At 70.6% G+C, this 23297-nt stretch carries 19 protein-coding genes; 15 read left to right on the top strand and 4 right to left on the bottom strand.

Annotated features, from left to right (window positions below):
• The first annotated feature begins 45 nt into the window (after window positions 1-45).
• From AQI94_RS26530 to AQI94_RS26505, 6 genes are all read left to right on the top strand, one after another.
• The gene (locus AQI94_RS26530) at window positions 46-1221 is read left to right on the top strand and encodes an NAD(P)/FAD-dependent oxidoreductase (RefSeq protein WP_031050529.1); all 1176 of its coding nucleotides are present in this window, start codon (window positions 46-48) and stop codon (window positions 1219-1221) included.
• The gene (locus AQI94_RS26525) at window positions 1218-1517 is read left to right on the top strand and encodes a (2Fe-2S)-binding protein (RefSeq protein ID WP_031050527.1); all 300 of its coding nucleotides are present in this window, start codon (window positions 1218-1220) and stop codon (window positions 1515-1517) included. Before AQI94_RS26530 ends, AQI94_RS26525 begins: the two co-directional genes overlap by 4 nt.
• A complete protein-coding gene (locus tag AQI94_RS26520; protein WP_062229963.1) occupies window positions 1510-2970 on the top strand; it encodes an FAD/NAD(P)-dependent oxidoreductase in 1461 nt (486 codons plus the stop codon). The genes AQI94_RS26525 and AQI94_RS26520 overlap by 8 nt, the downstream gene beginning before the upstream one ends.
• A 31-nt stretch (window positions 2971-3001) precedes the next feature.
• The gene (locus tag AQI94_RS26515; RefSeq protein WP_225890265.1) at window positions 3002-3925 is read left to right on the top strand and encodes a dihydrodipicolinate synthase family protein; all 924 of its coding nucleotides are present in this window, start codon (window positions 3002-3004) and stop codon (window positions 3923-3925) included.
• A gap of 34 nt (window positions 3926-3959) precedes the next feature.
• Window positions 3960-4961 carry a proline racemase family protein gene (locus tag AQI94_RS26510; protein ID WP_031040886.1) on the top strand — a complete coding sequence of 334 codons (1002 nt, stop codon included), beginning with the start codon at window positions 3960-3962 and terminating at the stop codon, window positions 4959-4961.
• An 86-nt stretch (window positions 4962-5047) separates the two neighbouring features.
• Window positions 5048-5752: a GntR family transcriptional regulator gene (locus tag AQI94_RS26505; RefSeq protein ID WP_031040883.1), complete on the top strand. Its 705-nt coding sequence runs from the start codon at window positions 5048-5050 to the stop codon at window positions 5750-5752.
• A 27-nt stretch (window positions 5753-5779) separates the two neighbouring features.
• Here AQI94_RS26505 and AQI94_RS26500 read toward each other — a convergent pair whose 3' ends face one another.
• Window positions 5780-7252 (bottom strand): cellulose-binding domain-containing protein, encoded by a 1473-nt coding sequence (locus tag AQI94_RS26500; protein ID WP_031040881.1) that lies wholly within the window; start codon window positions 7250-7252, stop codon window positions 5780-5782.
• Between the two features lie 299 nt (window positions 7253-7551).
• Here AQI94_RS26500 and AQI94_RS26495 point away from each other — a divergent pair, with 299 nt between their 5' ends.
• Window positions 7552-8079 carry a hypothetical protein gene (locus AQI94_RS26495; protein WP_031040878.1) on the top strand — a complete coding sequence of 176 codons (528 nt, stop codon included), beginning with the start codon at window positions 7552-7554 and terminating at the stop codon, window positions 8077-8079.
• A gap of 58 nt (window positions 8080-8137) precedes the next feature.
• Here AQI94_RS26495 and AQI94_RS26490 read toward each other — a convergent pair whose 3' ends face one another.
• The 3 genes from AQI94_RS26490 to AQI94_RS26480 form a co-directional block, all read right to left on the bottom strand.
• Window positions 8138-9460 (bottom strand): radical SAM protein, encoded by a 1323-nt coding sequence (locus AQI94_RS26490; protein ID WP_031040876.1) that lies wholly within the window; start codon window positions 9458-9460, stop codon window positions 8138-8140.
• Window positions 9461-9522: 62 nt separating this feature from the next.
• The gene (locus AQI94_RS26485) at window positions 9523-10185 is read right to left on the bottom strand and encodes a pyridoxamine 5'-phosphate oxidase family protein (RefSeq protein WP_031040874.1); all 663 of its coding nucleotides are present in this window, start codon (window positions 10183-10185) and stop codon (window positions 9523-9525) included.
• 90 nt (window positions 10186-10275) lie between these two features.
• Entirely contained in the window at window positions 10276-11283 is a 1008-nt protein-coding gene (locus tag AQI94_RS26480; protein ID WP_031040869.1) for a hydroxyacid dehydrogenase, read from the bottom strand.
• 120 nt (window positions 11284-11403) lie between these two features.
• On the opposite strand from AQI94_RS26480, the gene AQI94_RS26475 reads away from it, so the two are divergent.
• From AQI94_RS26475 to AQI94_RS26440, 8 genes are all read left to right on the top strand, one after another.
• On the top strand, window positions 11404-12657 hold the full coding sequence (locus AQI94_RS26475; RefSeq protein ID WP_031040866.1) for an FAD-binding protein: 1254 nt from the start codon (window positions 11404-11406) through the stop codon (window positions 12655-12657).
• A gap of 113 nt (window positions 12658-12770) precedes the next feature.
• Window positions 12771-14015 carry an ROK family transcriptional regulator gene (locus AQI94_RS26470; protein WP_031040863.1) on the top strand — a complete coding sequence of 415 codons (1245 nt, stop codon included), beginning with the start codon at window positions 12771-12773 and terminating at the stop codon, window positions 14013-14015.
• A 36-nt stretch (window positions 14016-14051) separates the two neighbouring features.
• Window positions 14052-15896, top strand: coding sequence for a glycoside hydrolase (locus tag AQI94_RS26465; RefSeq protein ID WP_031040861.1), 1845 nt, complete (start codon window positions 14052-14054; stop codon window positions 15894-15896).
• Window positions 15897-16125: 229 nt separating this feature from the next.
• Window positions 16126-17391 (top strand): ABC transporter substrate-binding protein, encoded by a 1266-nt coding sequence (locus tag AQI94_RS26460; protein WP_031040859.1) that lies wholly within the window; start codon window positions 16126-16128, stop codon window positions 17389-17391.
• A 20-nt stretch (window positions 17392-17411) separates the two neighbouring features.
• Window positions 17412-18380, top strand: a complete 969-nt coding sequence (locus tag AQI94_RS26455) for a carbohydrate ABC transporter permease (RefSeq protein ID WP_031040856.1) — start codon at window positions 17412-17414, stop codon at window positions 18378-18380.
• Complete coding sequence (locus tag AQI94_RS26450) at window positions 18377-19246, top strand: carbohydrate ABC transporter permease (RefSeq protein WP_031040855.1); 870 nt, start codon at window positions 18377-18379, stop codon at window positions 19244-19246. The genes AQI94_RS26455 and AQI94_RS26450 overlap by 4 nt, the downstream gene beginning before the upstream one ends.
• A 26-nt stretch (window positions 19247-19272) precedes the next feature.
• Window positions 19273-22140: a glycoside hydrolase family 2 TIM barrel-domain containing protein gene (locus AQI94_RS26445; RefSeq protein WP_031040853.1), complete on the top strand. Its 2868-nt coding sequence runs from the start codon at window positions 19273-19275 to the stop codon at window positions 22138-22140.
• A 139-nt stretch (window positions 22141-22279) separates the two neighbouring features.
• The gene (locus AQI94_RS26440) at window positions 22280-23296 is read left to right on the top strand and encodes an ABC transporter ATP-binding protein (protein ID WP_031040850.1); all 1017 of its coding nucleotides are present in this window, start codon (window positions 22280-22282) and stop codon (window positions 23294-23296) included.
• Window position 23297: the final 1 nt, after the last annotated feature.

Below are 23297 nucleotides of genomic sequence, written 5' to 3'. Positions count from 1 at the left end.
TGTCGAGGTGTTCCCGCACTCAGCGTCATGTGACATAGTACTGGCGTGAGCAAGCGACTGACCTGCGATGTCGTGGTCGTCGGAGCCGGGATGGTGGGCGCGGCCTGTGCCCTGTACGCCGCCCGGGCAGGTCTCGACGTGATCGTCGTCGACCGCGGCCCGATGGCCGGCGGCACCACCGGCGCCGGTGAGGGCAATCTCCTGGTCTCCGACAAGGAGCCGGGCCCCGAACTCGAACTCGCCCTGCTGTCCGGCCGGTTGTGGGCCGACCTGGCGGAGGAGGTCGGCGACGCCATCGAGTACGAGCGCAAGGGCGGCCTGGTCGTCGCCGCCGGCCCCGACGGCCTCGAAGCCCTGGAGAAGTTCGCGACCGGACAGCGGGCCGCGGGCGTCGAGGCGGTACGGGTGGACGCGGACCGGCTCCGGGAGCTGGAGCCCCGGCTGGCGCCCGGGCTCGCCGGCGGTGTGCTGTATCCCCAGGACGCGCAGGTCATGCCCACGCTGGCCGCCGCCCGTCTCGTACGGGCCTCGGGTGCCCGCCTGGTCACCGGCGCGGCGGTGACCGGGGTGCTGCGCGGTGGCGGCGGTGCCGTACGCGGGGTGCGGACCGGCCTCGGTGAGATCCACGCGCCGTATGTCGTCAACGCCGCCGGGACCTGGGGCGGTGAGCTGGCCGCGCTCGCGGGAGTGCACCTCCCCGTGCTCCCCCGGCGCGGTTTCGTCCTGGTCACCGAGCCGCTCCCCCGCATGGTCCGCCACAAGGTGTACGCCGCCGACTACGTGGCGGACGTGGCCAGCGACTCGGCGGCCCTGCAGACCTCGCCGGTCGTCGAGGGGACGGCGGCGGGGCCCGTCCTGATCGGTGCGACCCGTGAACGGGTGGGCTTCGACCGCTCGTTGTCGCTGCCCGCGCTGCGGGCACTGGCGGCGGGCGCGACCCGGCTGTTCCCGTTCCTGGAACGGGTGCGCGCGATGCGGACGTACTTCGGCTTCCGGCCGTACCTGCCCGATCACCTGCCCGCGATCGGCCCCGATCCGCGGGTGCCCGGCCTGTTCCACGCGTGCGGGCACGAGGGCGCGGGGATCGGACTGTCCACCGGCACCGGGCAGTTGATCGCTCAGATGCTGGCCCGGGAGGCTCCGGCTCTGGAGCCGGCACCCTTCCGGCCCGACCGCTTCCCCGCCCCCGGCTCCCCGCCCGACTCCGAGGAGGCCACGTGAACCCGCTGGAACTGGCGCGCGCCGAACCCGGTCCCGCCTTCACCGTCACCCTCGACGGACGGGAGATCGAGGCCCTGCCCGGCCAGACCGTCGCCGCCGCGCTGTGGACGGCGGGGGTCACCTCCTGGCGCAGCACCCGGGGCGAGGGCCGCCCGCGCGGGATCTTCTGCGGCATCGGCGTCTGCTTCGACTGCCTGGTGACCGTCAACGACCGCCCGAACCAACGGGCTTGCCTGGCCCCGCTCCGGCCGGGCGACGCGATCCGGACGCAGGAGGGGACGGGCCACCATGGGTGAACCGGGACTGGCGGTGATCGGCGCGGGTCCGGCCGGGCTCGCCGCCACCCTCGCGGCCGCCGCCCGCGGCGTCCACGTCACGCTGATCGACTCGGGGGCGCAGGCGGGCGGGCAGTTCTACCGGCAGCCCGCCCCGGGGTTCCGGGCCCGTCGCCCGCAGGCACTGCATCATCAGTGGCGGACCTGGGAGAGGCTGCGGGACGGACTCGACACGCATGTACGGGCGGGCCGCGTACGCCACTTGACGGACCATCACGTCTGGTTCGTCGAGCGCCGGGGTGCCGCCGGGCTCACCGTGCACGCGCTCGTCGGCCCGGAGCAGGAGGAGCCGGCCGAGGTGCACGCCGACGCGGTTCTCCTCGCCACCGGCGGTCACGAGAAGGTGCTGCCCTTCCCCGGCTGGACCCTGCCCGGTGTCGTCACCGCGGGCGGGGCGCAGGCCATGCTCAAGGGCGGGCTCGTCCTGCCCGGCCGTACCGCCGTCGTCGCCGGGACCGGGCCGCTGCTGCTGCCCGTCGCCACCGGGCTCGCCGCGGCGGGCACGACGGTCGCCGCGCTGGTGGAATCGGCCGACCCGGCCGCGTTCGTACGGCGGTCCCGGGCGCTGGCGGGCCGGCCGGACAAGGTGGCCGAAGGCGCCCGGTACGCGGGCCTGTTGCTCCGGCACCGGGTGCGCACTCTCCTTGGCCACACCGTCGTCCAGGCGCACGGCGCCGAGCGGCTGGAGGCGGTGACGATCGCCGCCCTCGACCGGCACGGGCGGGTGCGGCCGGCCACCCGGCGACGCCTCGTCTGCGAGGTTCTCGCCGTGGGCCACGGCATGCTGCCGCACACCGACCTCGCCGACGCGCTGGGCTGCCGGATCGACGGGACGGACGTGTACGCCGACGACGAGCAGCGCACCGACGTGCCGGGGGTGTGGGCGGCGGGCGAGACCACCGGCATCGGCGGCTCCGCCCTGTCGCTCGCCGAGGGGCACATCGCCGGGCGGTCGATCGCGGCACGGCTGGCCGGGCGGGTGCCGGATCCGGGTGAGTGGGCGGCCGCCGCGCGCACCCGGGAGAAGCTGCGCGCCTTCTTCGCCGCCGTCGACTCCGTGTACGCGCCGCCCGCGCACTGGGCCGAGCAGGTCACCGACGAGACCGTGGTGTGCCGCTGCGAGGAGGTGTCGTCCGGTGCCGTGCGGGAGGCGGTGCGGGAGCTGGGAGCCGGTGATCTGCGGACCGTGAAACTGCTCACGCGGGCCGGGATGGGCTGGTGCCAGGGCCGGGTGTGCGGGCCCGGGGTGGCCGGAGTCGCCGGGTGCGCGCAGGCGGCGGGGCGCACGCCCTTCGCGCGACCGGTACCGCTGGGCGTGCTGGCGCGAGCCGGAGAGACCCGTGAGCCGCAGGCCGGAGAGTCCGGTGAGCCGCAGGCCGGAGCGGAGCGGGCCGCGCAGGAGCGGCATCAGTGACATGTCACACGCTATGAAGAGGGAACCCCATATGACCACCACCATGACCACCACCGAGCCGACCACCACCGACCCCCGTCCCTGGCGCGGTGTCCTCGTCGCCACCGCCCTGCCGCTGAACGACGACCTGTCCGTGAACTTCGACCGGTACGCCGAGCACTGCTCGTGGCTGGTCGAGAACGGCTGCGACGGCGTCGTCCCGAACGGCTCGCTCGGCGAGTACCAGGTGCTCACGCCCGAGGAGCGGGCCAGGGTCGTGGAGACGGCCGTGGCAGCGATCGGCGGTGAGCGGGTGATGCCGGGGGTCGCCGCGTACGGCTCGGCGGAGTCCCGGCGCTGGGCCGAACAGGCGCGCGACGCGGGCTGCGGGTCCGTGATGCTGCTGCCGCCCAACGCCTACCGCGCCGACAGGCGGTCGGTGCTCGCGCACTACGCCGAGGTCGCGAAGGCGGGCGTGCCGATCGTGGCGTACAACAACCCCATCGACACCAAGGTCGACCTGGTGCCCGAGCTGCTGGCGGAGCTGCACGCCGAGGGGTGCATCCAGGCCGTCAAGGAGTTCTCCGGTGATGTCCGGCGGGCCTATCAGCTGGCCGAACTCGCCCCGGAACTCGACCTGTTGATCGGTGCCGACGACGTCCTGCTGGAGCTGGCGCTCGCCGGGGCGAAGGGCTGGGTGGCCGGATACCCGAACGCGCTGCCCAGGTCGTCGGTCGAGCTGTACCGGGCCGCCGTGGGCGGCGACCTCGCCACCGCGAAGAAGCTGTACGAGCAGCTGCACCCGCTGCTGCGGTGGGACTCCAAGGTCGAGTTCGTGCAGGCGATCAAGTTGTCGATGGACCTCGTGGGCCGTCACGGCGGAGCGTGCCGTCCGCCGCGGGTCCCGCTGCTGCCCGAGCAGGAGGCCGTGGTGCGGGCCGCCACCGAGAGGGCGGTCGCGGCCGGGCTCGTGTGAGTCTCGAATCGTCCCTCCGACCATCAGGAGCGTCATGCGCAGCAAACTCGTCCTGCACGCCGTCGACTCGCACACCGAGGGCATGCCCACCCGGGTGATCACCGGCGGGATCGGCACGATCCCCGGCGCCACCATGAACGAGCGGCGGCTGTACTTCCGTGAGCACCGCGACGACGTCAAGCAGCTCCTGATGAACGAACCGCGCGGGCACGCGGCGATGAGCGGCGCGATCCTCCAGCCGCCGACCCGCCCGGACTGTGACTGGGGGGTCGTCTACATCGAGGTCTCGGGCTATCTGCCGATGTGCGGGCACGGCACGATCGGGGTGGCGACCGTGCTGGTGGAGACCGGGATGGTCGAGGTCGTCGAGCCGGTCACCACGATCCGGCTGGACACCCCGGCGGGCCTGGTCGTGGCCGAGGTCGCGGTGGAGGACGGCAGGGCGAAGAACGTCACGCTGCAGAACGTGCCGTCCTTCTCCGTCGCCCTGGACCGCAAGATCGCACTGGCCGACGGCCGGACGGTGACATACGACCTGGCGTACGGCGGCAACTTCTACGCCATCCTGCCGCTGGAGCAGTTCGGGCTGCCCTTCGACCGGGCCCGCAAGGACGACATCCTGAAGGCGGGGCTGTCCCTCATGGCGGCGATCGACGCCGAGGAGGAGCCCGTCCACCCGGAGGATCCGTCCATCCGCGGCTGTCACCACGTCCATCTGATCGCGCCCGGTGCCACCGCCCGGCATTCCCGGCACGCGATGGCCATCCATCCCGGCTGGTTCGACCGCTCCCCCTGCGGCACCGGCACCAGTGCGCGGATGGCCCAGTTGCACGCGCGCGGTGAACTCCCGCTGCACACCGAGTTCGTGAACGAGTCCTTCATCGGCACGCGGTTCACGGGCCGGCTGCTCGGCACCACCGAGGTGGCGGGCCGTCCGGCCGTGCTGCCCAGCTTCACCGGGCGGGCGTGGATCACCGGCACCGCCCAGTACCTGCTCGACCCGACCGACCCGTTCCCGGCGGGATTCGTCCTCTAGGCCTGGCCCGGACCTCGGGTCGGCCCCGCGCGCTTGGACGATAATGCCGGTGTCGCGTGACATTGCACCACTAGGAGATGCCCCTCATGGCCGCCCAGCGATCCAGCGTTCCCGCCGTCGGTGCCCCCGCCGCCGCTCCCTCCCTGCCCGTCCTCGGCGGAAAGAAGAGCAGCTACCGGGAGCGGGTCGCCGACGCCCTGCGGGCCGCGCTGATCGCGGGCGAGCTGCTTCCGGGGCAGGTGTACTCGGCGCCCGCGCTCGCCGCCCGCTTCGGGGTGTCGGCCACGCCCGTGCGCGAGGCCATGCTCGACCTCGCCAAGGAGGGCCTGGTCGACACCGTCCCCAACAAGGGGTTCCGGGTCACCGCGGTCTCCGAGAAGCAGCTCGACGAGTACACCCACATCCGCTCGCTCATCGAGATCCCCACCGTGGTGGAGCTGGCCTCGACCGCCGACCCGGTCTCCCTGGAGGCGCTGCGTCCGGCCGCTCGGGAGATCGTCCAGGCTGCGGTGTCCGGCGACCTGATCGCGTACGTCGAGGCCGACACCCGCTTCCACCTCGGCCTGCTCGCCCTCGCGGGCAACGCCCACCTGGTCGAGGTGGTCGGCGACCTCCGCAAGCGGTCGCGCCTCTACGGCCTCACACCGCTGGTGAAGTCCGGCCGCCTGCTGGCCTCCGCCGAGGAGCACCTCGAACTCCTCGACGCGCTGATCGCCCGCGACGAGAGGGCGGTCCACGGTGTCATGACCCGGCACATCGGGCACGTCCGGGGGTTGTGGGCGGCGAAGTAACCACGGGGACAGCCACCTGATGTGCCGTCAGGACTTGGCGCACGCCTTGCCGTTGAGGGCGAAGTCGTACGCCGGGGCGTTCTTGCTCTGCCAGGAGGCGAGGAAGCCGAGGGAGAGCGAACCGTCCGCGGCGACCGACTTGTTGTAGGCGGCGGCGGTCGCGGTGACCTTCGAGCCGCTCTGGGTGAAGTCGGCGTCCCACATCTGCGTCACCTTCTGGCCGTCCTTGAAGGACCAGGTGACCCGCCAGTCGTCGAGCGCCTCGGCGGTGGTGACGGTGATCTCGGCCTGGAAGCCGTCGGGCCACTGGTTGACGAGGGAGTACTCGACGCTGCAGGTGGGCGTGGCGCTCTCGCTGGGTTCCGGGTCCTCGACGCCCGCGGAGGAGGTGCCCTGGGGTTCCGGGTCCGAGTTCTTCGCGCCCGTGGACTCCGAGGGGTTCCCCGTGGGCGCCTTGGAGGTCTGCGCCGAGCCGGGCGCCCGCGAGGTGGCCACGGGGACGGGGAAGGTGGGGTTGGACACCGGCTGGCCCTCGGCGGTGGTGCCGGGCCCCGCGGCGCCGTTCTTCATGTCGTCGCCCGGCATCATCGAGACCGCGAGGGCGAGCAGGGAGACGAGGACAGCGGCGACGAGCAGCCCGTTGCGGGCCACCTTCGCCTTGTGCGCGCCGGGGTTCGGGGGCCCGCTCTCCAGTGCCGGCGGACGCCCGGCACCGAGACGCACCTCGGCGGCCCGGCGGCGGCGCTCCAGATAGGCGAGCCCGCCCCAGCCGATCACCCCGCCCGCGAGGGCCGCGGGCAGCCCTCCACCGTGCAACCGAAGACAGGCGGCGGCCTCCGCGCACTGCTGGCATCGCGCGAGATGGCGGGAGAGGTCGGCCGGGGTCTCACCGGAGGTGGAGCGGGTGACGGCGTCCAGCAGCCGTGCGTAACTGCGGCACTGCGCGTCCATCGGCATGTCGAGGTGGTTGCGGTGGCTGCGGTCCCGGAACAGGCCGCGCACCTGGGCGAGTTCCTCGCCCACGGTGGACGGGTCGAGGCCGAGCCGGCGGGCCACCACGGGCAGCGGCAGCGCCTCCACCTCGGCGAGCCACAGCAGTTCGGCGTCCGCCGCCTGCAGATCGCGCAGTCCGCGCAGGGCGATGGGGCGTTGCAGCGGCGGGCCGGTGTAGCGGGCCGCCTTCTCGGAGTTGAGCCACAGCCGCAGATCGGGGTCGAGGCGGTGGCCGAGGCCCTGCCTCTCCCACTCCGCCGCGGTGGTACGAACGGCGGTGAGCAGCAGGGGTATCCGGGGCAGCCGGGCCGGACGGCGGCCGGCACCGCGGACGGCGGCCTCCGCGTCCCGGGCCTCGCGCATACCGAGGGAGAACGCCTCCGCGGCCAGTTCGGTGGCGGCGGTGGAGCCGGCCGTGCACAGATCGGCGTACGACAGCACGGCATCCCAGCACTCGGAGAACAGCGCGGCCTCGGCGGCGTCCTGGGGGGTCGGCAGGTCGGGCATGGGTCTCCTGCATCGAAAGCGAGGTCAACTCGCCATACTGGCAAAGGAGTTGGGGGGAACCTCGCGGCAGGACAGGAGCCTTTCACGTCTCCCACACAACTGACAAGCAGGCTATTCAATTCGGTTACCGAGGGTTCGGTCCACTCCCCCACGGCATCTTGCCGCGCGACGGCACGTCCTTGTGTACGGGCCAGAAGCGGGAACGTATCAATCCCGCCACACAGGAACCAGCCGTAACGGAGAATCAGTTGTGGGCCCGCGGCAAGCCGGGGGCGGTACGACCGGCGCGGAGGGGGATCATGGCACGGTTTCTGGGACCGCTGGAGCTGGTCGGGGACCGATGGGTCATCGGGGATCCGAAGCGCGGTGAGGGGTCGTGCGTGGTGCTCACGCGGGACGGCATGGAGCACCATGTGCGCGGGGTGCCCGAGGCGCGCTCCGCGGTGCCGTGGTCCAGGGTCGAGGTCCTGACGGTGAAGGCGGCCGCCCGGACCTGGCAGGCCACCCGCGCCGGGGGCGTGGTGAACACGCTGGGCGGAGGATACGGGGAAGCGGGGCCCGATGCCTGCGTCGTGGGCGCGTACCTGCGGTATCCGCGGGAGGGCTGGACGGTGGTCTACGGCCACCACGAGCGCCCCTACACCTACCAGCACATGTTCCTGCTCGGTGACCTGTTCCGGAAGACCGCCGAGGCGCGGGCCGCGCACCTTCTGGGCGACCCGGAGTGGCTGGCCCGGGTGGTCGCCGAACTGGCCCCCACCCCCAGGTGGACCCCCCTGCCGGGCCGCCGCGTCACCGAACTCCTCAGGGAGCTCGGCGTCACCTGACACCGCGGGGCACGGGCGCCGTGCCGGGCCCCGCTCCCCGCGTGTGCCCTGCGCCGCCTCAGACCTCGGCCGGTTCCGGGGCTTCCGGGAGGCTGTCCATGAAGGAGCTCACCGAGAACACGGCGCGGCCGGGTCCGGGCGGGCCGTAGCCGGGGGGCGAGGAGAGGCCGAAGTCGTCCATGGTCTGGCGGTAGGCCTGGAGCAGCCGGATGTGGTACTCCAGCGGCGCGCCCTGCGGGTTGGCCTTGCCGAGCGGGGTCGTCGGCTCGGGGCACCAGGTGGTGAAGCGGGGCGTGATGCCGTGCGACATGAAGAACCGCAGGCCCTCGGTGGTGGACGCGATGGCCTCGTCGACCGTCTTGAAGCCGAAGGGCTCCGCCATCTCGACGCCCGCGACGAAGTTGGGGATCACATTGCGCGCCCCGAACACGTCCGCCGAGTCGAGGATCCGCTTGTGCCACTCGTCCCGGCCGACGTACCGCTCCTTGCCCGGGCAGTACATCTTGAAGAGGTACTCGTCCCACACCTCGTAGTTGGGGTGGTAGATCTGCACGCCGTAGTCCTTGAACCGCTGCACGTCGTCCTTCGGCAGCGCCTGCGCGACGACCTTGCCGATCCAGCGGCCGGGGAAGTGCTCCTCGATGGCCTTCGCGTACATGCCGTAGAAGTCGGCCTCGTCGCGCCCCTGGAGCTTCGAGGTGATCGCGCCGCCGGTGAGCGTGTAGGCGGTGGACGCCTTGGCGGTGTCGTACCGGTTGATGATGTCGAGCGCCTCAAGGACCTCGTCGACGTCCTTCACACCGGTGTACGGCCGCCCGGCCGCCTTGTGCTGGCGCCAGTTGTGGTTGATGTCGCAGTACTGGCACTCCTCCTTGGCGCCGAAGTACTGGCACACCCGGAAGACGGTCAGGTAGATCAGGTAGCCCCACTGGATGGTGGGGGCGACCTCCATGACGGACTTCCCGCTGGAGAGCTTGTGCCGGTAGTACTCCGGCATCGGCGGCACACCGACGTCGGAGATGCGCTTGCCGTCGAGGTAGAGCCCGAGCACGCCCTGGTCGTCGGCGGCGACGCGGTAGGGCGAGGACGGGTTCACCCGCACCGAGACGACGGTCCTGCGCAGGTCGTACGGCCCGCCGGTGAGGATGATCTCCTCCGGCGGCCGACGCAGCGCGGCCTCGCCCAGTTCCGGCAGGGTGCCGTGGTCGAAGGAGAAGATGAAGTACGACTTCGGCTTCACCTCACCCGACTCGTTGTCACTGAGGGCGGACGGGTCGAAGGCCACACCGCCTCGCAGCAGGTCCTCCTTGAAGACGGCTTCCCGCGGTACCTGCGGAAACCTCTCCATCAGATCCTCGACCAGCGCGGTACGGCTGCCCATCCCGTGTCTCCTCCCGGCTCAGACGTACGACCGACTCCTCACGGTATGCCCTCGCACCGACATCACCCGTGCCGGGTCCCCTCTCGGCGTGCGATGTGGGCCGGTATGGGCGTTTGCGGAGGCAGTGACGGGTCCGGAACCGGCGCGCCCCAGGCCCAGGTGAGCGGAAGCACACCGGCCCACAGCCCCAGCTCGGCGTCGGGTCCGTCCCCGTCGTCGGGAGCGCCGGTACGGATCTTGACGGAGGCCTCGTCGAGGGGAAGGACGAGCAGGGTGGTGGCCGCGAGTTCCTTGCGGCTGGGCCGGCGGGCGTACGACCACTGCCCGGGCGTCGCGTGTTCTGTCAGCCGGCGCAGACCCGCCAGTTTCTCCTCGGGGTCGGTCACCTTGCGGGCCTCGCCGTGGATCATGGCGCTGCGGTAGTTGACGCCGTGTTCGAAGACGGACCGCGCGAGGACCAGCCCGTCGACGTGCGTGACCGTGACACAGACCGGCGTACCGCCCGCGAGACTGCGGCTGGCCACCGAGCCGTGCAGATAGAGCCGGCGCTCGTCGCGGCCGTACACCGTGGGCACGACCAGCGGGCGCCCCTCGACCACGACCCCGAGATGGCAGACGAAGCCCGCGTCGAGGATCGCGTCCAGGGCGGCCCGGTCCAGACTGCCCTGGTCGCGCAGTCGCCGGTGGCGGGTGAGGTCGGTCTCGGGAAGCTGATCAGGAGCCATGAAGCAGGACGCTACTGATTCAGCGGTTCCGAGACCAGTCCTCTGCCCTGATGAACCTTGCGGCAGGCCGAGAACAACGAAATCCGCAGATCAGGCCGTTCGCTCCAGCCCGGCGTAGTCCACCGGACACGCGAGCCCGGCCCCGGACACGACCCGCCGCGCCTCTTCGGCGACCGCCAGGCCCAGCCGCGCCAGCTCGTTCCCCTGCGATCCCGCGAGGTGGGGGGTGACGAAGGCGCCCGGAAGGTCGTGCAGGGGCGAGTCGGCGGGCAGGGGCTCGGGGTCGGTGACGTCGAGGACCGCGGACAGGCGGCCGGTGCGCAGCTCGTCCACGAGGGCGTCGGTGTCGACCAGGCTGCCCCGCGCGGTGTTGATCAGGACCGCGCCGTCCGGCATCAGAGCCAGTTCGCGGCGGCCGATCAGATGCCGGGTCTCGGGGGTCTCCGGGGCGTGGACGGTTACGATCTCCGAGGTGCGCAGGAGGTCGTCCAGCCCCGTCAGGGGCACGCCCAGCTCCGCGGCCCCCGCCTCGTCGACGTACGGGTCGCTCAGGCTCACCACGAGGCCGAACGGCCGCAGCAGCTCGATCACCTTCCGCCCGATCCGGGACGCCCCGATCACCCCGACCCGCCGCCCGTGGTTGCCGATGCCGGGCACGACACCCCAGCCGGGAGACGACCGCTCGGCGCGCATCCGCTCGCGGCGCACGAACACGTCCTTGCCGGCGAGCAGGATCACGGCGAGCGTGTACTCGGCGACGGGCAGCGCGTTGGCCTCGGCCGCCGAGGAGACGACGATCCCGCGCCGCCAGATCTCGGGGGTGGCGAAGCCCTTGACCGAGCCGGCCGAGTGCAGGACGGCCCGGAGCTTGGGGGCCGCGTCGAGGACGGCCGCGTCCAGACGGGGACATCCCCAGCCGGTCACGAGGATCTCGGTGCGGGCCAGCACGTCCGCGAACACCGGGTCGGTGAGGTCCTCGGCCACCAGCGCGGGATCGATGTCCACGGACTCCCGCAGCCGCGCCAGCACCTCGGGCGGAAAGACGAGCGGCATGTTCTCGGCGGTCATGGCGAACAGCGCCTGGGGTCGTTCCGGCAAGGTGGGGATCCTCCATACCTGCGGAAAGGCGTACGGAAAGGTTGTAGAAAACGCTCTCTACGGTAGGCCCCGACAAATGAGAGGGTCAACGCATACACACTTCCGGGAGGAACGACGGACATGTCGGAGACGATCACCAACTGGGCGGGGAACATCACCTACTCCGCCGAGAAGCTGCACCGGTCCTCCTCGCTCGACGGGCTCGCCGCCCTGGTGGCGGGCAGCGCGCGGGTGCGGGTGCTGGGCAGCGGGCACTCCTTCAACGAGATCGCCGAGCCGGGCCCTGAGGGCGTCCTGCTGTCGATCGCCGACCTGCCGCCGGTGATCGACGTGGACACCGAGGCCCGTACGGTACGGGTCTCGGGCGGCGTCCGGTACGCCGAACTGGCCCGCACGGTCCACGCCCACGGCCTCGCGCTGCCCAACATGGCCTCGCTGCCGCACATCTCGGTGGCCGGCTCGGTGGCGACCGGCACCCACGGCTCGGGGGTCGGCAACGGTCCGCTCTCGTCGGCCGTGCGCGAGGTGGAGCTGGTCACCGCGGACGGCTCGGCGCTGACCATCGCCCGGGACGACCCGCGTTTCGGCGGCGCGGTCACCTCGCTGGGCGCGCTCGGTGTCGTCACCGCGCTCACCCTGGACCTCGTGCCGTCCTTCGACGTGGAGCAGTACGTCTTCACCGAACTCCCCCTCACCGGGCTGGACTCGGCGGCCTTCGGGACGGTCATGTCGACGGCGTACAGCGTCAGCCTCTTCACCGACTGGCGTGCCCCGGGCTTCCGGCAGGTCTGGGTCAAGCGGCGGACGGACCAGCCGCTCGCCGACTTCCCGTGGGCCGCGCCCGCCGGCGAGAAGATGCACCCGGTGCCGGGGATGCCCGCGGTCAACTGCACCGAGCAGTTCGGGGTGCCGGGGCCCTGGCACGACCGACTGCCGCATTTCCGGGCCGAGTTCACGCCGAGCAGCGGGGCGGAGCTCCAGTCGGAGTACCTGCTGCCGCGCGTGGACGCCGTCGCGACACTGCACGCGGTGGACGGCATCCGGGAGACGGTCGCCGGGGTGCTCCAGACCTGCGAGGTGCGGACCGTGGCCGCCGACGAGCAGTGGCTGAGCCCTTCCTACGGCCGGGACACCGTCGCCCTGCACTTCACCTGGATCGCGGACACGGCGGCGGTCCTGCCGGTGGTGCGGCGACTGGAGGAGGCACTGGACCCCTTCGACGCGCGGCCGCACTGGGGCAAGGTCTTCACCACGCCCGCGGCGGTACTGCGCGAGCGCCACCCGCGACTCGGCGACTTCCGGAAGCTGGCGCGCGAGCTGGACCCCGAGGCAAAATTCGCCAACGACTTCGTCCGGGCCGTACTCGCCGACTGACTTTATAAAGCCCCTTTCCTAACCCCTTGTACAAAGTCCCTCGCAGCCCATAGCCTTGCGCCGCGCCGGTGCCACTGTCGTCCCGGCATGAGCGAAGGGATGGGGCAGGCCCGGTGAAGCGCACATCACGCGACATCCGCACCGCGAACCGCTACGAGGTGTTGCGCCAGATCATCGCCGAGTCGCCCACCTCCCGGCAGGAGCTGGCGGCGGCCACCGGGCTGAGCCTGGCCACCGTCGCCACGCTCGTGGGCGAGCTGCTCGATCTCCGGATGATCACGGAGGTCGGGTTCGAGGAGTCGGCCGGCGGGCGCCCGAGGGGGCTCGTGGCCGTCAACGCGTCGGGGGGCGCGTTGATCGGCGTGGACATCGCGGAGACCTACGTCCACGTCGAGCTGTTCGACCTCGCGCTGAACGTCCTGGCCCGCGCCGAGGAGGACGTCCGCCCCGGCGAGAGCCTCCCCGAGCAATTGGTCGGCCATGTGGCCGCCGCCGTCGGCTCGGTGGTCACGCAGGCCGGGATCGAGGGCGCCCGGGTGCTCGGCGTGGGCGTGAGCGTGCCGGGGCAGGTGGACCGCGCGACCGGCATCTCGGAGTACGCGCCCAACTGGGACTGGCACGACGTGCCGCTGGTCGACCTGCTCTCCGAGTACATCGCCTACCCCCTCTACCTGGACAATCCGCTGCGTGCCGTCGCCGTGGCCGAGCTGTGGTTCGGGGCCGCGCGCGGCAGCGGGAACGCCGTGGTGGTCACCCTCGGGACCGGCGTGGGCGCCGGGCTCGTCCTGGGCGGCGGACTGCACCGGGGTGTGTCCAACAGCGCCGGCGAGTGGGGCCACAACACGATCGTCCTGGACGGACGCCTGTGCCGCTGTGGCAACCACGGCTGTGTGGAGACGTACGTGGGCGCGCCCGGGATCATGTTGAACCTGCGGGAGCTGAGCCCCGACAGCGAGCTGCTGCACCCGGGCGACCAGACCGCGACCATCGCCGCACTGGCCAGGGGGATGCGCACCGGGGACCCGGTGGCGATCGAGGTCGTCCGGCACACCGCCCGCTACCTGGGCGCCTCCATCGCCCACCTGGTCAACCTGTTCAACCCCGAGGTGGTGGTGCTCAGCAGCTGGGTCGCGGCCGCCCTCGGCGAGCCCCTGGTCGCGGAGGTGCGCGAGGCCGTCGCCCGGCACGCGCTGCCCCGGCCGATGGCCGCCACCGAGATCGTCCTCTCCCCGATCCCGACGGACCCGGCGTGCCTGGGCGCGGCGACGTTCGCGCTCGAAGGGGCGCTCCAGTCGGTCGGGCAGAGGTCCGCCAAACGCACCACCCCGGCCCGCACCAAGATGCACGACCCCCGCTAGGAGCCGTACCGCACCACCTTCATGACGACGGAAGGGATGCACGTGTCTCACCCCCACCGCAAGAGATCGGCCCTGCTGACAGCCGCAGCCGCGTTCGCTGTCGCGGGACCGCTGATATCCGCTCCGCCCGCGTCGGCCGCCACCCCCACGGTGGCCGAAGTCTCCCCGCACGCCGCCCAGACCATCGACAACATCGGCGCCTCGGGTGCCTGGTGGGTCAACGACCTGAAGAACTTCGACCCGAAGGTCCAGGCCCGGGTGTCCCGGCTGCTGTTCTCCAAGGACGGCCTGGCGCTCAGCAGTTACCGCTACAACATCGGCGGTGGCGGCACCGGCGTGACCTACGCGCCGCGTGCCCCCGAGACCTTCGTCAAGGACGACGGGTCGTACGACTGGAGCAAGGACAAGGCGGGCCGTACGTTCCTGTACGCGGCCGCCAGGTACGGCGTGAAGGACCTGATCGCCTTCGTCAACAGCGCGCCCGCGCAGTGGAAGACCAACACCAAGAGCTGCGGCGGCTATCTGAAGGCGGAGAACACCCAGGACTACGCGAAGTACGTCGCCGACGTCACCGACCACTTCGCGAAGCAGGGCGTGCGGTTCGACTACATCAGTCCCTTCAACGAGCCGACCAACAGCTTCGACGACTGCGGCCAGGAGGGCATGCTGGTACCGGTCGACCAACGCGACGACATCGTGCGGGCGTTGGGCGCCGAGCAGCAGGCACGCGGCCGGCGGACCGGCATCATCGCGGACGAGTCCAGCAGCACGGTCAGCTTCAACACCGAGGTCCCGCAGTGGATCTCGCAGCCGGACACCGCCCAGTACGTCGACAAGCTCGCCCACCACACGTACAACAACCCGGGCGACGACCAGCGGGCGAAGATCTACGAGACGTCCAGGTCGGTCGGCAAGCAGTCCTGGTCCACGGAGATCTGCTGCTTCGGCAACGGCGGCACCGGCTGGGCCCAGGAGTACGACCCCACGATCGACGGCGGTCTGAACCTCTCCCGGATCATCTACAAGGACTTCGCGACCGCGCACGACTCGGCGTTCCAGTGGTGGGTCGCCCTGTCGGAGATGATCGGCTCCGACCCCCTCGCGAAGAACTCCGAGGGCTGGAACGACGGCCTGATCTACTACGACCCGGACTATGCCACCAACGGCAACCAGACCCTGTACTACACCAAGCGCTACTACGCGCTCGGCCAGTACAGCAAGTTCGTCCGGCCGGGCGCGGTCGCCCACAACGTGACCGGCGTCCCGGACGGCGTCGAGGTGTCGACCTACGACGACCACGGCAAGTGGGTCGCCGTGGTCAACAACCACAACACCACCGACACCGCGGTGAAGCTGCACTTCAACAGCAAGGCGCCGGTGCGCGCGAGCAAGGCCGTGCGGACCTCCGCGACGGAGAGCTGGGCGAACGTCGCCAAGCCCTCGGTCAAGGGCGGCACGGCCTCGGCGACCCTGCCGGCCCGGTCCATCACGACGTACGTCCTCGACCAGAAGGGCCACGGCACTTCGGCGGTCACGGGCGCGCTGGCGGGCAAGCAGTCCGGCAAGTGCCTGACCGCGGGCGCCTCGGGTGCGGCGATCACCACCTGCACGGGCGGGGCCGAGCAGGTGTGGTCGTACGACGCGAAGGGCCGCCTGAAGGGCGTGAACGGTTATCTGACCGCGGGGAGTTCGGGGCTCACCACGAGCCCCGAGACGACCCGTGACGGCAGCCAGCAATGGTTGCTGAACTCCAACGGCCAAGTCGTCAGCGAGGCGTCCGGCACCTGCCTGGACGTCGGCGGACAGGCGACGGCCGACGGCAGCAAGGTCGGCCTGTGGACCTGCAACGGCGGGACCAACCAGGCCTGGTTCAGGCAGTAACACAGCACATCCGCAGGGGGGTTGCGGGCCGCGGTGCGGCGGCCCGCAACCCCGGGACGTCCGGTATCCCGAACACTGCACAACGCTTCGAGCAGACTTCGTCCAACCCCTTGCCGAAGCCTTAGCCGAAGGTTAACGTCCCGCACCGCAGGTCCATTTGAGCCACCTGGCACTGAGCCGCAGAGCCGTGGCGCAGAGCCGTAGCCGTATTCGAGACAAGGACGTCAGCATGTCGGCATTGAGCAACAGCAACTGGGACCGTCGAAACGTTCTGCGGGCCGCGATGGGCCTGGCCGCCGCCGGCGGGCTGGCCGCGTGCGGCAGCAACAACGGCCGGGGCGGGAGCGGGGGGTCGGGCACGCAGCTCACCCAGATGTTCCACGCCTACGGCGAGGCGGGGACGGAGCAGGCGATCAAGCGGTACGCGGCTGCGTACAAGGACGCCAACGTGACCACCAACTGGATCACCGGCAACACCTTCGAGGCCAAGCTCTTCTCGTCGCTGCTCACCAAGCAGGCGCCCGACGTCTTCGAGTTCCACCCGCAGATCCAGATGGTCAAGAGCGGCCAGGTCGCGGACCTGACCGACATCATCGGCCCGGTCAAGGACGACTTCAACCCGGCCGACATCAAGTCGCACACGGTGGACGGGAAGATATACGGCGTCCGCATGATCGACGACCCGCAGTTCTTCTTCTACCGCAAGTCGATGCTGGAGAAGGCCAAGGTCGACGTGCCGACCACCCTCGACGAGCTGCTCGAAGCCGCGGAGAAGCTCACCACCAACAAGGTCAAGGGCGTCTTCCTCGGCAACGACCTCACCCCGGCCATCAACCCGCTCCTGTGGTCGGCCGGCGCGGACACCCTCACCCCCGACAACAAGCCCGCCTTCCACACGGACGCGGTGGCCGCCGGCATGAAGCAGCTGCGCCAGCTGTTCACCAGCGGCAACCTGCTGCTCGACGCCCCGGCCGACTACTGGGACCCGTCCGCGATCAACCAGGGCCTGTGCGCCATCCAGTTCTGCGGCATGTGGGCGATGCCCGCCATGCAGAAGGCGCTCGGCGACGACCTCGGTGTCTTCCCCTTCCCCAAGGTCGGCGACAACGGCAAGCAGTCGGTCTACAACGGCGGCTGGTCGATGTTCGTCAACGCCAAGGGCAAGAACGTGGACGCGGCCAAGGAATACGTCAAGTGGCTGTGGATCGACCAGAAGCAGTACCAGGAGGACTGGGCCACCTCGTACGGCTTCCACATCCCGCCGCGCACCTCCATCGCCCAGTCCGCCACCAAGCTGAAGTCGGGTCTGCCGGCCGAGGGCGTCAAGCTCTTCAACGAGTTCGGGCACTTCGACAACATCGGCTGGACCCAGGCGATGATCACCGCCCTCACCGACGCGTTCGCCAACAGCGTCCGTAAGAACGGCGACCCGAACGCCGCGCTCGCCACGGCGGAGAAGAAGGTCAACGCCGAGCTCAAGAAGCTCTTCGGATAGGTCGACGGAGAAACCACGACATGTCGACCACCACCACGCGCGGGGTCGCCCAGCCCGCCCCGGCCAAGGCCTCACCGGCCCGGCCGCGGCGGGGCCTGAGGGGCAACCCGACCTTCAACTTCTGGCTCTTCACCGGGCCGTTCCTCGTCGGCCTGGCGATCTTCGTCTTCGTGCCGATCTTCTGGAGCATCTGGCTCAGCTTCTTCGACGCGCGCTTCACCGTCACGCCGAGCAAGTTCATCGGCTTCGACAACTACAAGAGCATGCTGACGAACTCCAACTTCACCGGTTCCCTGGTGACGTTCACGGTGTTCGCCGCGCTCATCGTGCCCCTCACCTGGGCCCTGTCCCTGGGCCTGGCCCTGCTGGTGCACCGGCTGCGCTTCATGCGGGCGTTCTTCCGGTCGGTGTTCTTCCTGCCGACCGCCGTGTCCTACGTCGCCGCCGCGCTGATCTGGAAGATGTCCATCTTCACGGGTGTCCGCTTCGGCCTGATGAACACGGTGCTCGGCTGGTTCGGCGTCGAGAACATCGCCTACCTGTCCGACCCGAACCCGCCCTGGTACTGGCTGGTCATCGTGACCGTACGTCTGTGGCTGCAGGCCGGCTTCTACATGATCCTGTTCCTGGCCGCCCTGCAGAACATCCCGGCGGAGCTGTACGAGGCAGCCGCGATCGACGGTGCCAAGCCCGGCTGGCAGACCTTCCGGTACATCACGCTGCCCCAGCTGCGCGCCACCTCGACCGCGGTGATCCTGCTGCTGCTCGTCGCCGCCTACCAGGCGTTCGACGAGTTCTTCAACATCATCTCGATCAAGGCGACCTGGGGTCAGACCCCGCTCATGGTCCTGTACAAGACAGCCCTCGGCGACAACCAGGACTACGGCGCCGGCAGCGCGGGCGCCGTCATCCTCACGGTGCTGATCTGCGCCGTCACGCTCCTTCAGGGCAAGTTCATGGGCTTCGGAAGGGGGGAGGACTCCAAGTGACCACCACCGCACCTCAGGTGGGCAAGGAACCCGGCAAGAAGCGCGGAGACGTCCTCGGCAACGCCGGCCTGTACATCGCCGTCAGCGTCGCCGCCCTCCTCTTCCTGCTCCCCTTCTACCTGATCCTCCGCAACTCCCTCTCCACGGACCCGGAGATCACCGGCGAGAACTGGAAGCTGCTCCCCTCCTTCCAGTGGGGCAACATCAGCGAGCTGTTCGACGACCCGACGGTCGACTTCGCCAGGTCCATGTGGAACTCGATGGTGATCGCCGTCTCCATGACCGTCGGCACCCTGCTGATCTGCTCCCTGGCCGGCTACGGCCTGGCCCGCATCCCCTACAAGCACGCCAACAAGGTCTTCTACGCCGTCCTCGCGACCCTGATGGTCCCCACCGCCGTCACCTTCGTGCCCAGCTTCGTGCTGGTCTCGTCCCTCGGCTGGATCGACACCTACCGCGGTCTGATCATCCCGGGCCTGTTCAGCGGTTTCACCTGCTTCCTGTTCCGGCAGTACTTCCTCGGGTTCCCGAAGGAGCTGGAGGAGGCGGCCCGCGTGGACGGACTCGGATACTGGGGCGCATACTGGCGCATCGTGGTACCCAACTCGTTGAACTTCTTCGCGGCGATGGCCACGATCACGTTCATCAGCGGGTGGAACGCCTTCCTGTGGCCGTTGGTCATCGGCCAGGACCCGAGCTCCTGGACCGTCCAGGTCGCCCTGTCCTCCTTCATGACCAACCAGACCGTCAACTTCCACCTGATCTTCATGGCCACCGCCATTTCCATCCTGCCCCTGGTGTTCGTGTTCCTCTTCCTCCAGCGCTGGCTGGTCCAGGGAATCGCGCAGACCGGCATCAAGGGCTGACACCTTCTCTCAGGACCTGGAGACCGATGTCTTTCCGCACCACCAGCAGCGCCTTCGACTACGTCGAGGACGTGTCCCCGGGCAGCGGGGCCCTCCCGCCCCGCGCCTGGTACGCGTCCTCCGACGCGAAGGCCCTGCCCCTCGACGGCGCCTGGCGCTTCCGGCTGTCCGCGACCGCCGACGCCGAGGACGACTCCTTCGCCGAGGAGGGATACGACGCCGCCGGCTGGGCGGAGGTCACGGTCCCCGGGCACTGGGTCCTCCAGGGCGACGGCGCCTTCGGGCTGCCCATCTACACCAACCACCTCTACCCCTTCCCGGTGGACCCCCCGCACGTCCCCACCGAGAACCCGACCGGCGACCACCTGCGCGTCTTCGACCTGCCGGCGGACTGGCCCGCCGACGGCGGCGCGGTCATCCGGTTCGACGGTGTCGAGTCCTGCGCCCGGGTCTGGCTCAACGGCACGGACATCGGCGAGTTCAAGGGCTCCCGGCTCGCGCATGAGTTCGCCGTCGGCCATCTGCTGAAGCCGAAGGGCAACGTCCTCGCGGTCCGGGTGCACCAGTGGTCGGCCGGGTCCTACCTGGAGGACCAGGACCAGTGGTGGCTGCCGGGCATCTTCCGTGAGGTGACCCTGCTGCACCGCCCAGCGGGAAGCGCGCTCGACTTCTTCGTGCACGCCTCCTACGACCACCTAACGGGCGAGGGGACGCTGCGTGTCGACTCCGACGTCGACGGGCGGGTGCTCGTGCCCGCCCTGGACATCGATGTCGCGACCGGTGAGTCCGTGACGGCCCTGGTCGCCCCGTGGAGCGCCGAGAGCCCCCGGCTCTACGACGGCGAGCTGGTCACCGAGGGCGAGCGGATCCCGCTCAGGATCGGCTTCCGTACGGTCGCCCTCGAAGACGGCCTGATCAAGGTCAACGGCAAGCCGATCCTGTTCAAGGGCGTCAACCGGCACGAGTGGCACCCCGAGAAGGGCCGCACCCTCGACGTCGAGACCATGCGCGAGGACGTGCTGCTGATGAAGCGGCACAACATCAACGCGGTGCGCACCTCGCACTACCCGCCACACCCGGCCTTCCTGGACCTGTGCGACGAGTACGGCCTGTGGGTCATCGACGAGTGCGACCTGGAGACCCACGGCTTCACCGAGCAGAACTGGCGGGACAACCCCGTCGACGACGACCGCTGGACCCCGGCCCTGCTGGACCGCGCGGCCCGCATGGTCGAGCGCGACAAGAACCACCCCTCGATCGTCTTCTGGTCGCTGGGCAACGAGGCCGGCACCGGCCGCGGCCTGACCGCGATGGCCGAGTGGATCCACGGCCGCGACTCCTCACGCCTGGTGCACTACGAGGGTGACTGGAACTGCCGGGACACCGACGTGTACTCGCGGATGTACGCGAACCACGCCGAGGTCGAGCAGATCGGCAAGGAGCTCGACGGCGGCACGCTGGGCCGCCGTGCACTCCCCTTCATCCAGTGCGAGTACGCCCACGCCATGGGCAACGGCCCCGGCGGCCTCGCCGACTACCAGGACCTGTTCGAGAAGTACGACCGGCTCCAGGGCGGCTTCATCTGGGAGTGGATCGACCACGGCGTCAAGCACGCCGAGCTGGGCTACGCCTACGGCGGTGACTTCGGCGAGGAGCTGCACGACGGCAACTTCGTCTGCGACGGCCTGATCTTCCCTGACCGCACGCCCTCCCCCGGCCTGATCGAGTACAAGAAGGTCGTCGAGCCCGTCCGCATCGAGGGCGCCGAGGGCACCGTACGCGTCACCAACAAGTACGACTTCGCCGACCTCTCGGGGCTCGCGTTCGAGTGGTCGTACGACGTGGAGGGCGAGACGGTCGAGGCCGGGACACTGTCGGTGCCCGCGCTGGCACCCGGCGAGTCGGCGGACCTGAAGCTGCCGGAACCGCCCGCCCACGAAGGCGCCGAGGCGCAGTGGACCGTGCGCGCCCTGCTGGCGTCCGACACGGCCTGGGCGCCGAAGGGACACGTCGTGGCGTGGGGCCAGCTCCCGGCCTCCTCCGGCGTACGGCCCTCCGTCGCGCCCACCGAGCGGCCCGTGCGCGGCGAGAAGCTGATCACCCTGGGCCCGGCGTCCTTCGACGGCCGGACCGGCGCCCTCACGGCGGTCGGCGGGGTCACGGTCGAGAACCCGCGCCTGGACGTGTGGCGGGCGACGACCGACAACGACGAGGGCACGGTGTGGAGCTCCGGCATCCAGTACAGCGCGCTGTGGCGCACGCTGGGCCTGCACCGGATGCGGCACCGGCTGGACTCGGTGGAGGTCGGCGAGGACGCGCTGACCGTCCGGACCCGGGTGGCGCCCGCCGCCCGCGAGGTGGGCCTCACGGCGGTCTACCGCTGGACCTCGGACGGCTCGAAGCTGCGTCTGACGGTGTCCGTCGGCCCCGAGGGCGAGTGGACGCAGCCGCTGCCCCGGCTCGGCATCCGGCTCGGACTCCCCGAGGCCGATCAGGTCCGCTGGTTCGGCGGTGGCCCCGGCGAGGCCTACCCGGACACCAGGAAGGCGTCCATGGTCGGGCGCTGGCAGGCGAACGTGGACGAGCTCCAGACGCCGTATCTGCGCCCGCAGGAGAACGGTGCCCGCGCCGACGTCCGCTGGGTGGAGCTCGGCGGGCTGCGCATCGAGGGGGACCCGGAGTTCTCCTTCACCGCCCGGCGCTGGACGACCGAGCAGCTGGACGCGGCGGCGCATCTGACGGATCTGCGGGCCGGTGACACGGTGTGGGTGAACCTCGACCACGGCCACCACGGAGTCGGCTCGCAGTCCTGCGGTCCCGGCCCCCTCCCGCAGTACCACCTGCGGGCCGAGCCGGCGGAGTTCTCGTTCGTGTTCTCCGCGCTCTCCCGGTGATCGATTAGTCCAATTCACAGGTGGATTAATCCATTGCCAGTGTGATCGGGATTCTGCGACGGTCATGGTGTACCCGCGGCCGGTCGGCCTTCCAAGCCGACCGGCCGCAACTCTTGTTCCTGACAAGGGAGTTCACAGCGTGCCCGGAAGCATCGAGGTTCGCGGCCTGTCCCGCACCTTTCACACCACCGTCCGTCGCCCCGGCCTCGCCGGCACCCTTCGCTCCCTGGTCAATCCGGAGCGGGTCGCCAAGCACGCCGTCTCGGACATCACCTTCGACGTGGCGCCCGGGGAGCTCCTCGCCCTGCTGGGCCCGAACGGCGCCGGCAAGTCCACCACCATCAAGATGCTCACCGGCATCCTCACGCCCACCTCCGGCGAGGCCCGGGTGGCGGGCGTGGTGCCGTACCAGGATCGCGAACGCAACGCCCGTAACATCGGCGCGGTGTTCGGACAGCGCACCCAGCTGTGGTGGGACCTGCCGGTGCGCGAGTCGTTCTCGATCCTCCGGGACATCTACGAGGTGCCGAAGGCCGAACACGCGGCCCGGCTCGCGGAGTTCGACGACATCCTGGAGCTGTCCACGTTCTGGGACACCCGGGTCCGCCATCTCTCCCTCGGCCAGCGGGTGCGCTGCGACCTGGCGGCCGCGCTGCTGCACGACCCGCCGGTCGTCTTCCTCGACGAGCCGACCATCGGCATGGACGTGGTGGTCAAGGAGCAGGTGCGGGAGTTCCTGCGCCACCAGGTGGAGGAGCGCGGCCGTACGGTCCTGCTGACCACGCACGACATGACCGAGGTCGAGCGGCTCGCCGAGCGGGTCGTCCTGATCAACCACGGCCGGCTCGTCCTTGACGGCAGCCTCGACGAGATCCGCCGCAGGTTCGGCTCCACCTGGCAGGTCCGCGCGACCCTCGCCGACGCCCACACGGACGTCGTCCCGCTGCCCGGGATCGCGGTGCTGCGCAAGGAGGGCCCGCAGGTCGTCTTCGGCCCCGAGAGCCCCGACGGACCGGACTCCCCCACCGTGCACCAGGCCCTGAAGGCGGTCATCGAACGGTACGAGGTGACGGGCGTCGCCATCGACGAGGCCGACCTCGAAGACGTGATGCGGGCGGCCTACGTCCACGCGGAACCCGCGACCGAGGCGGTCTGAG

Origin of the sequence: Streptomyces pseudovenezuelae, from assembly GCF_001513955.1 — a bacterium.
Classification (GTDB): Bacteria; Actinomycetota; Actinomycetes; order Streptomycetales; family Streptomycetaceae; genus Streptomyces; species Streptomyces pseudovenezuelae.
Note: the sequence above shows the minus strand (reverse complement) of the source record. Positions and strands in the feature narration are given on the sequence as shown.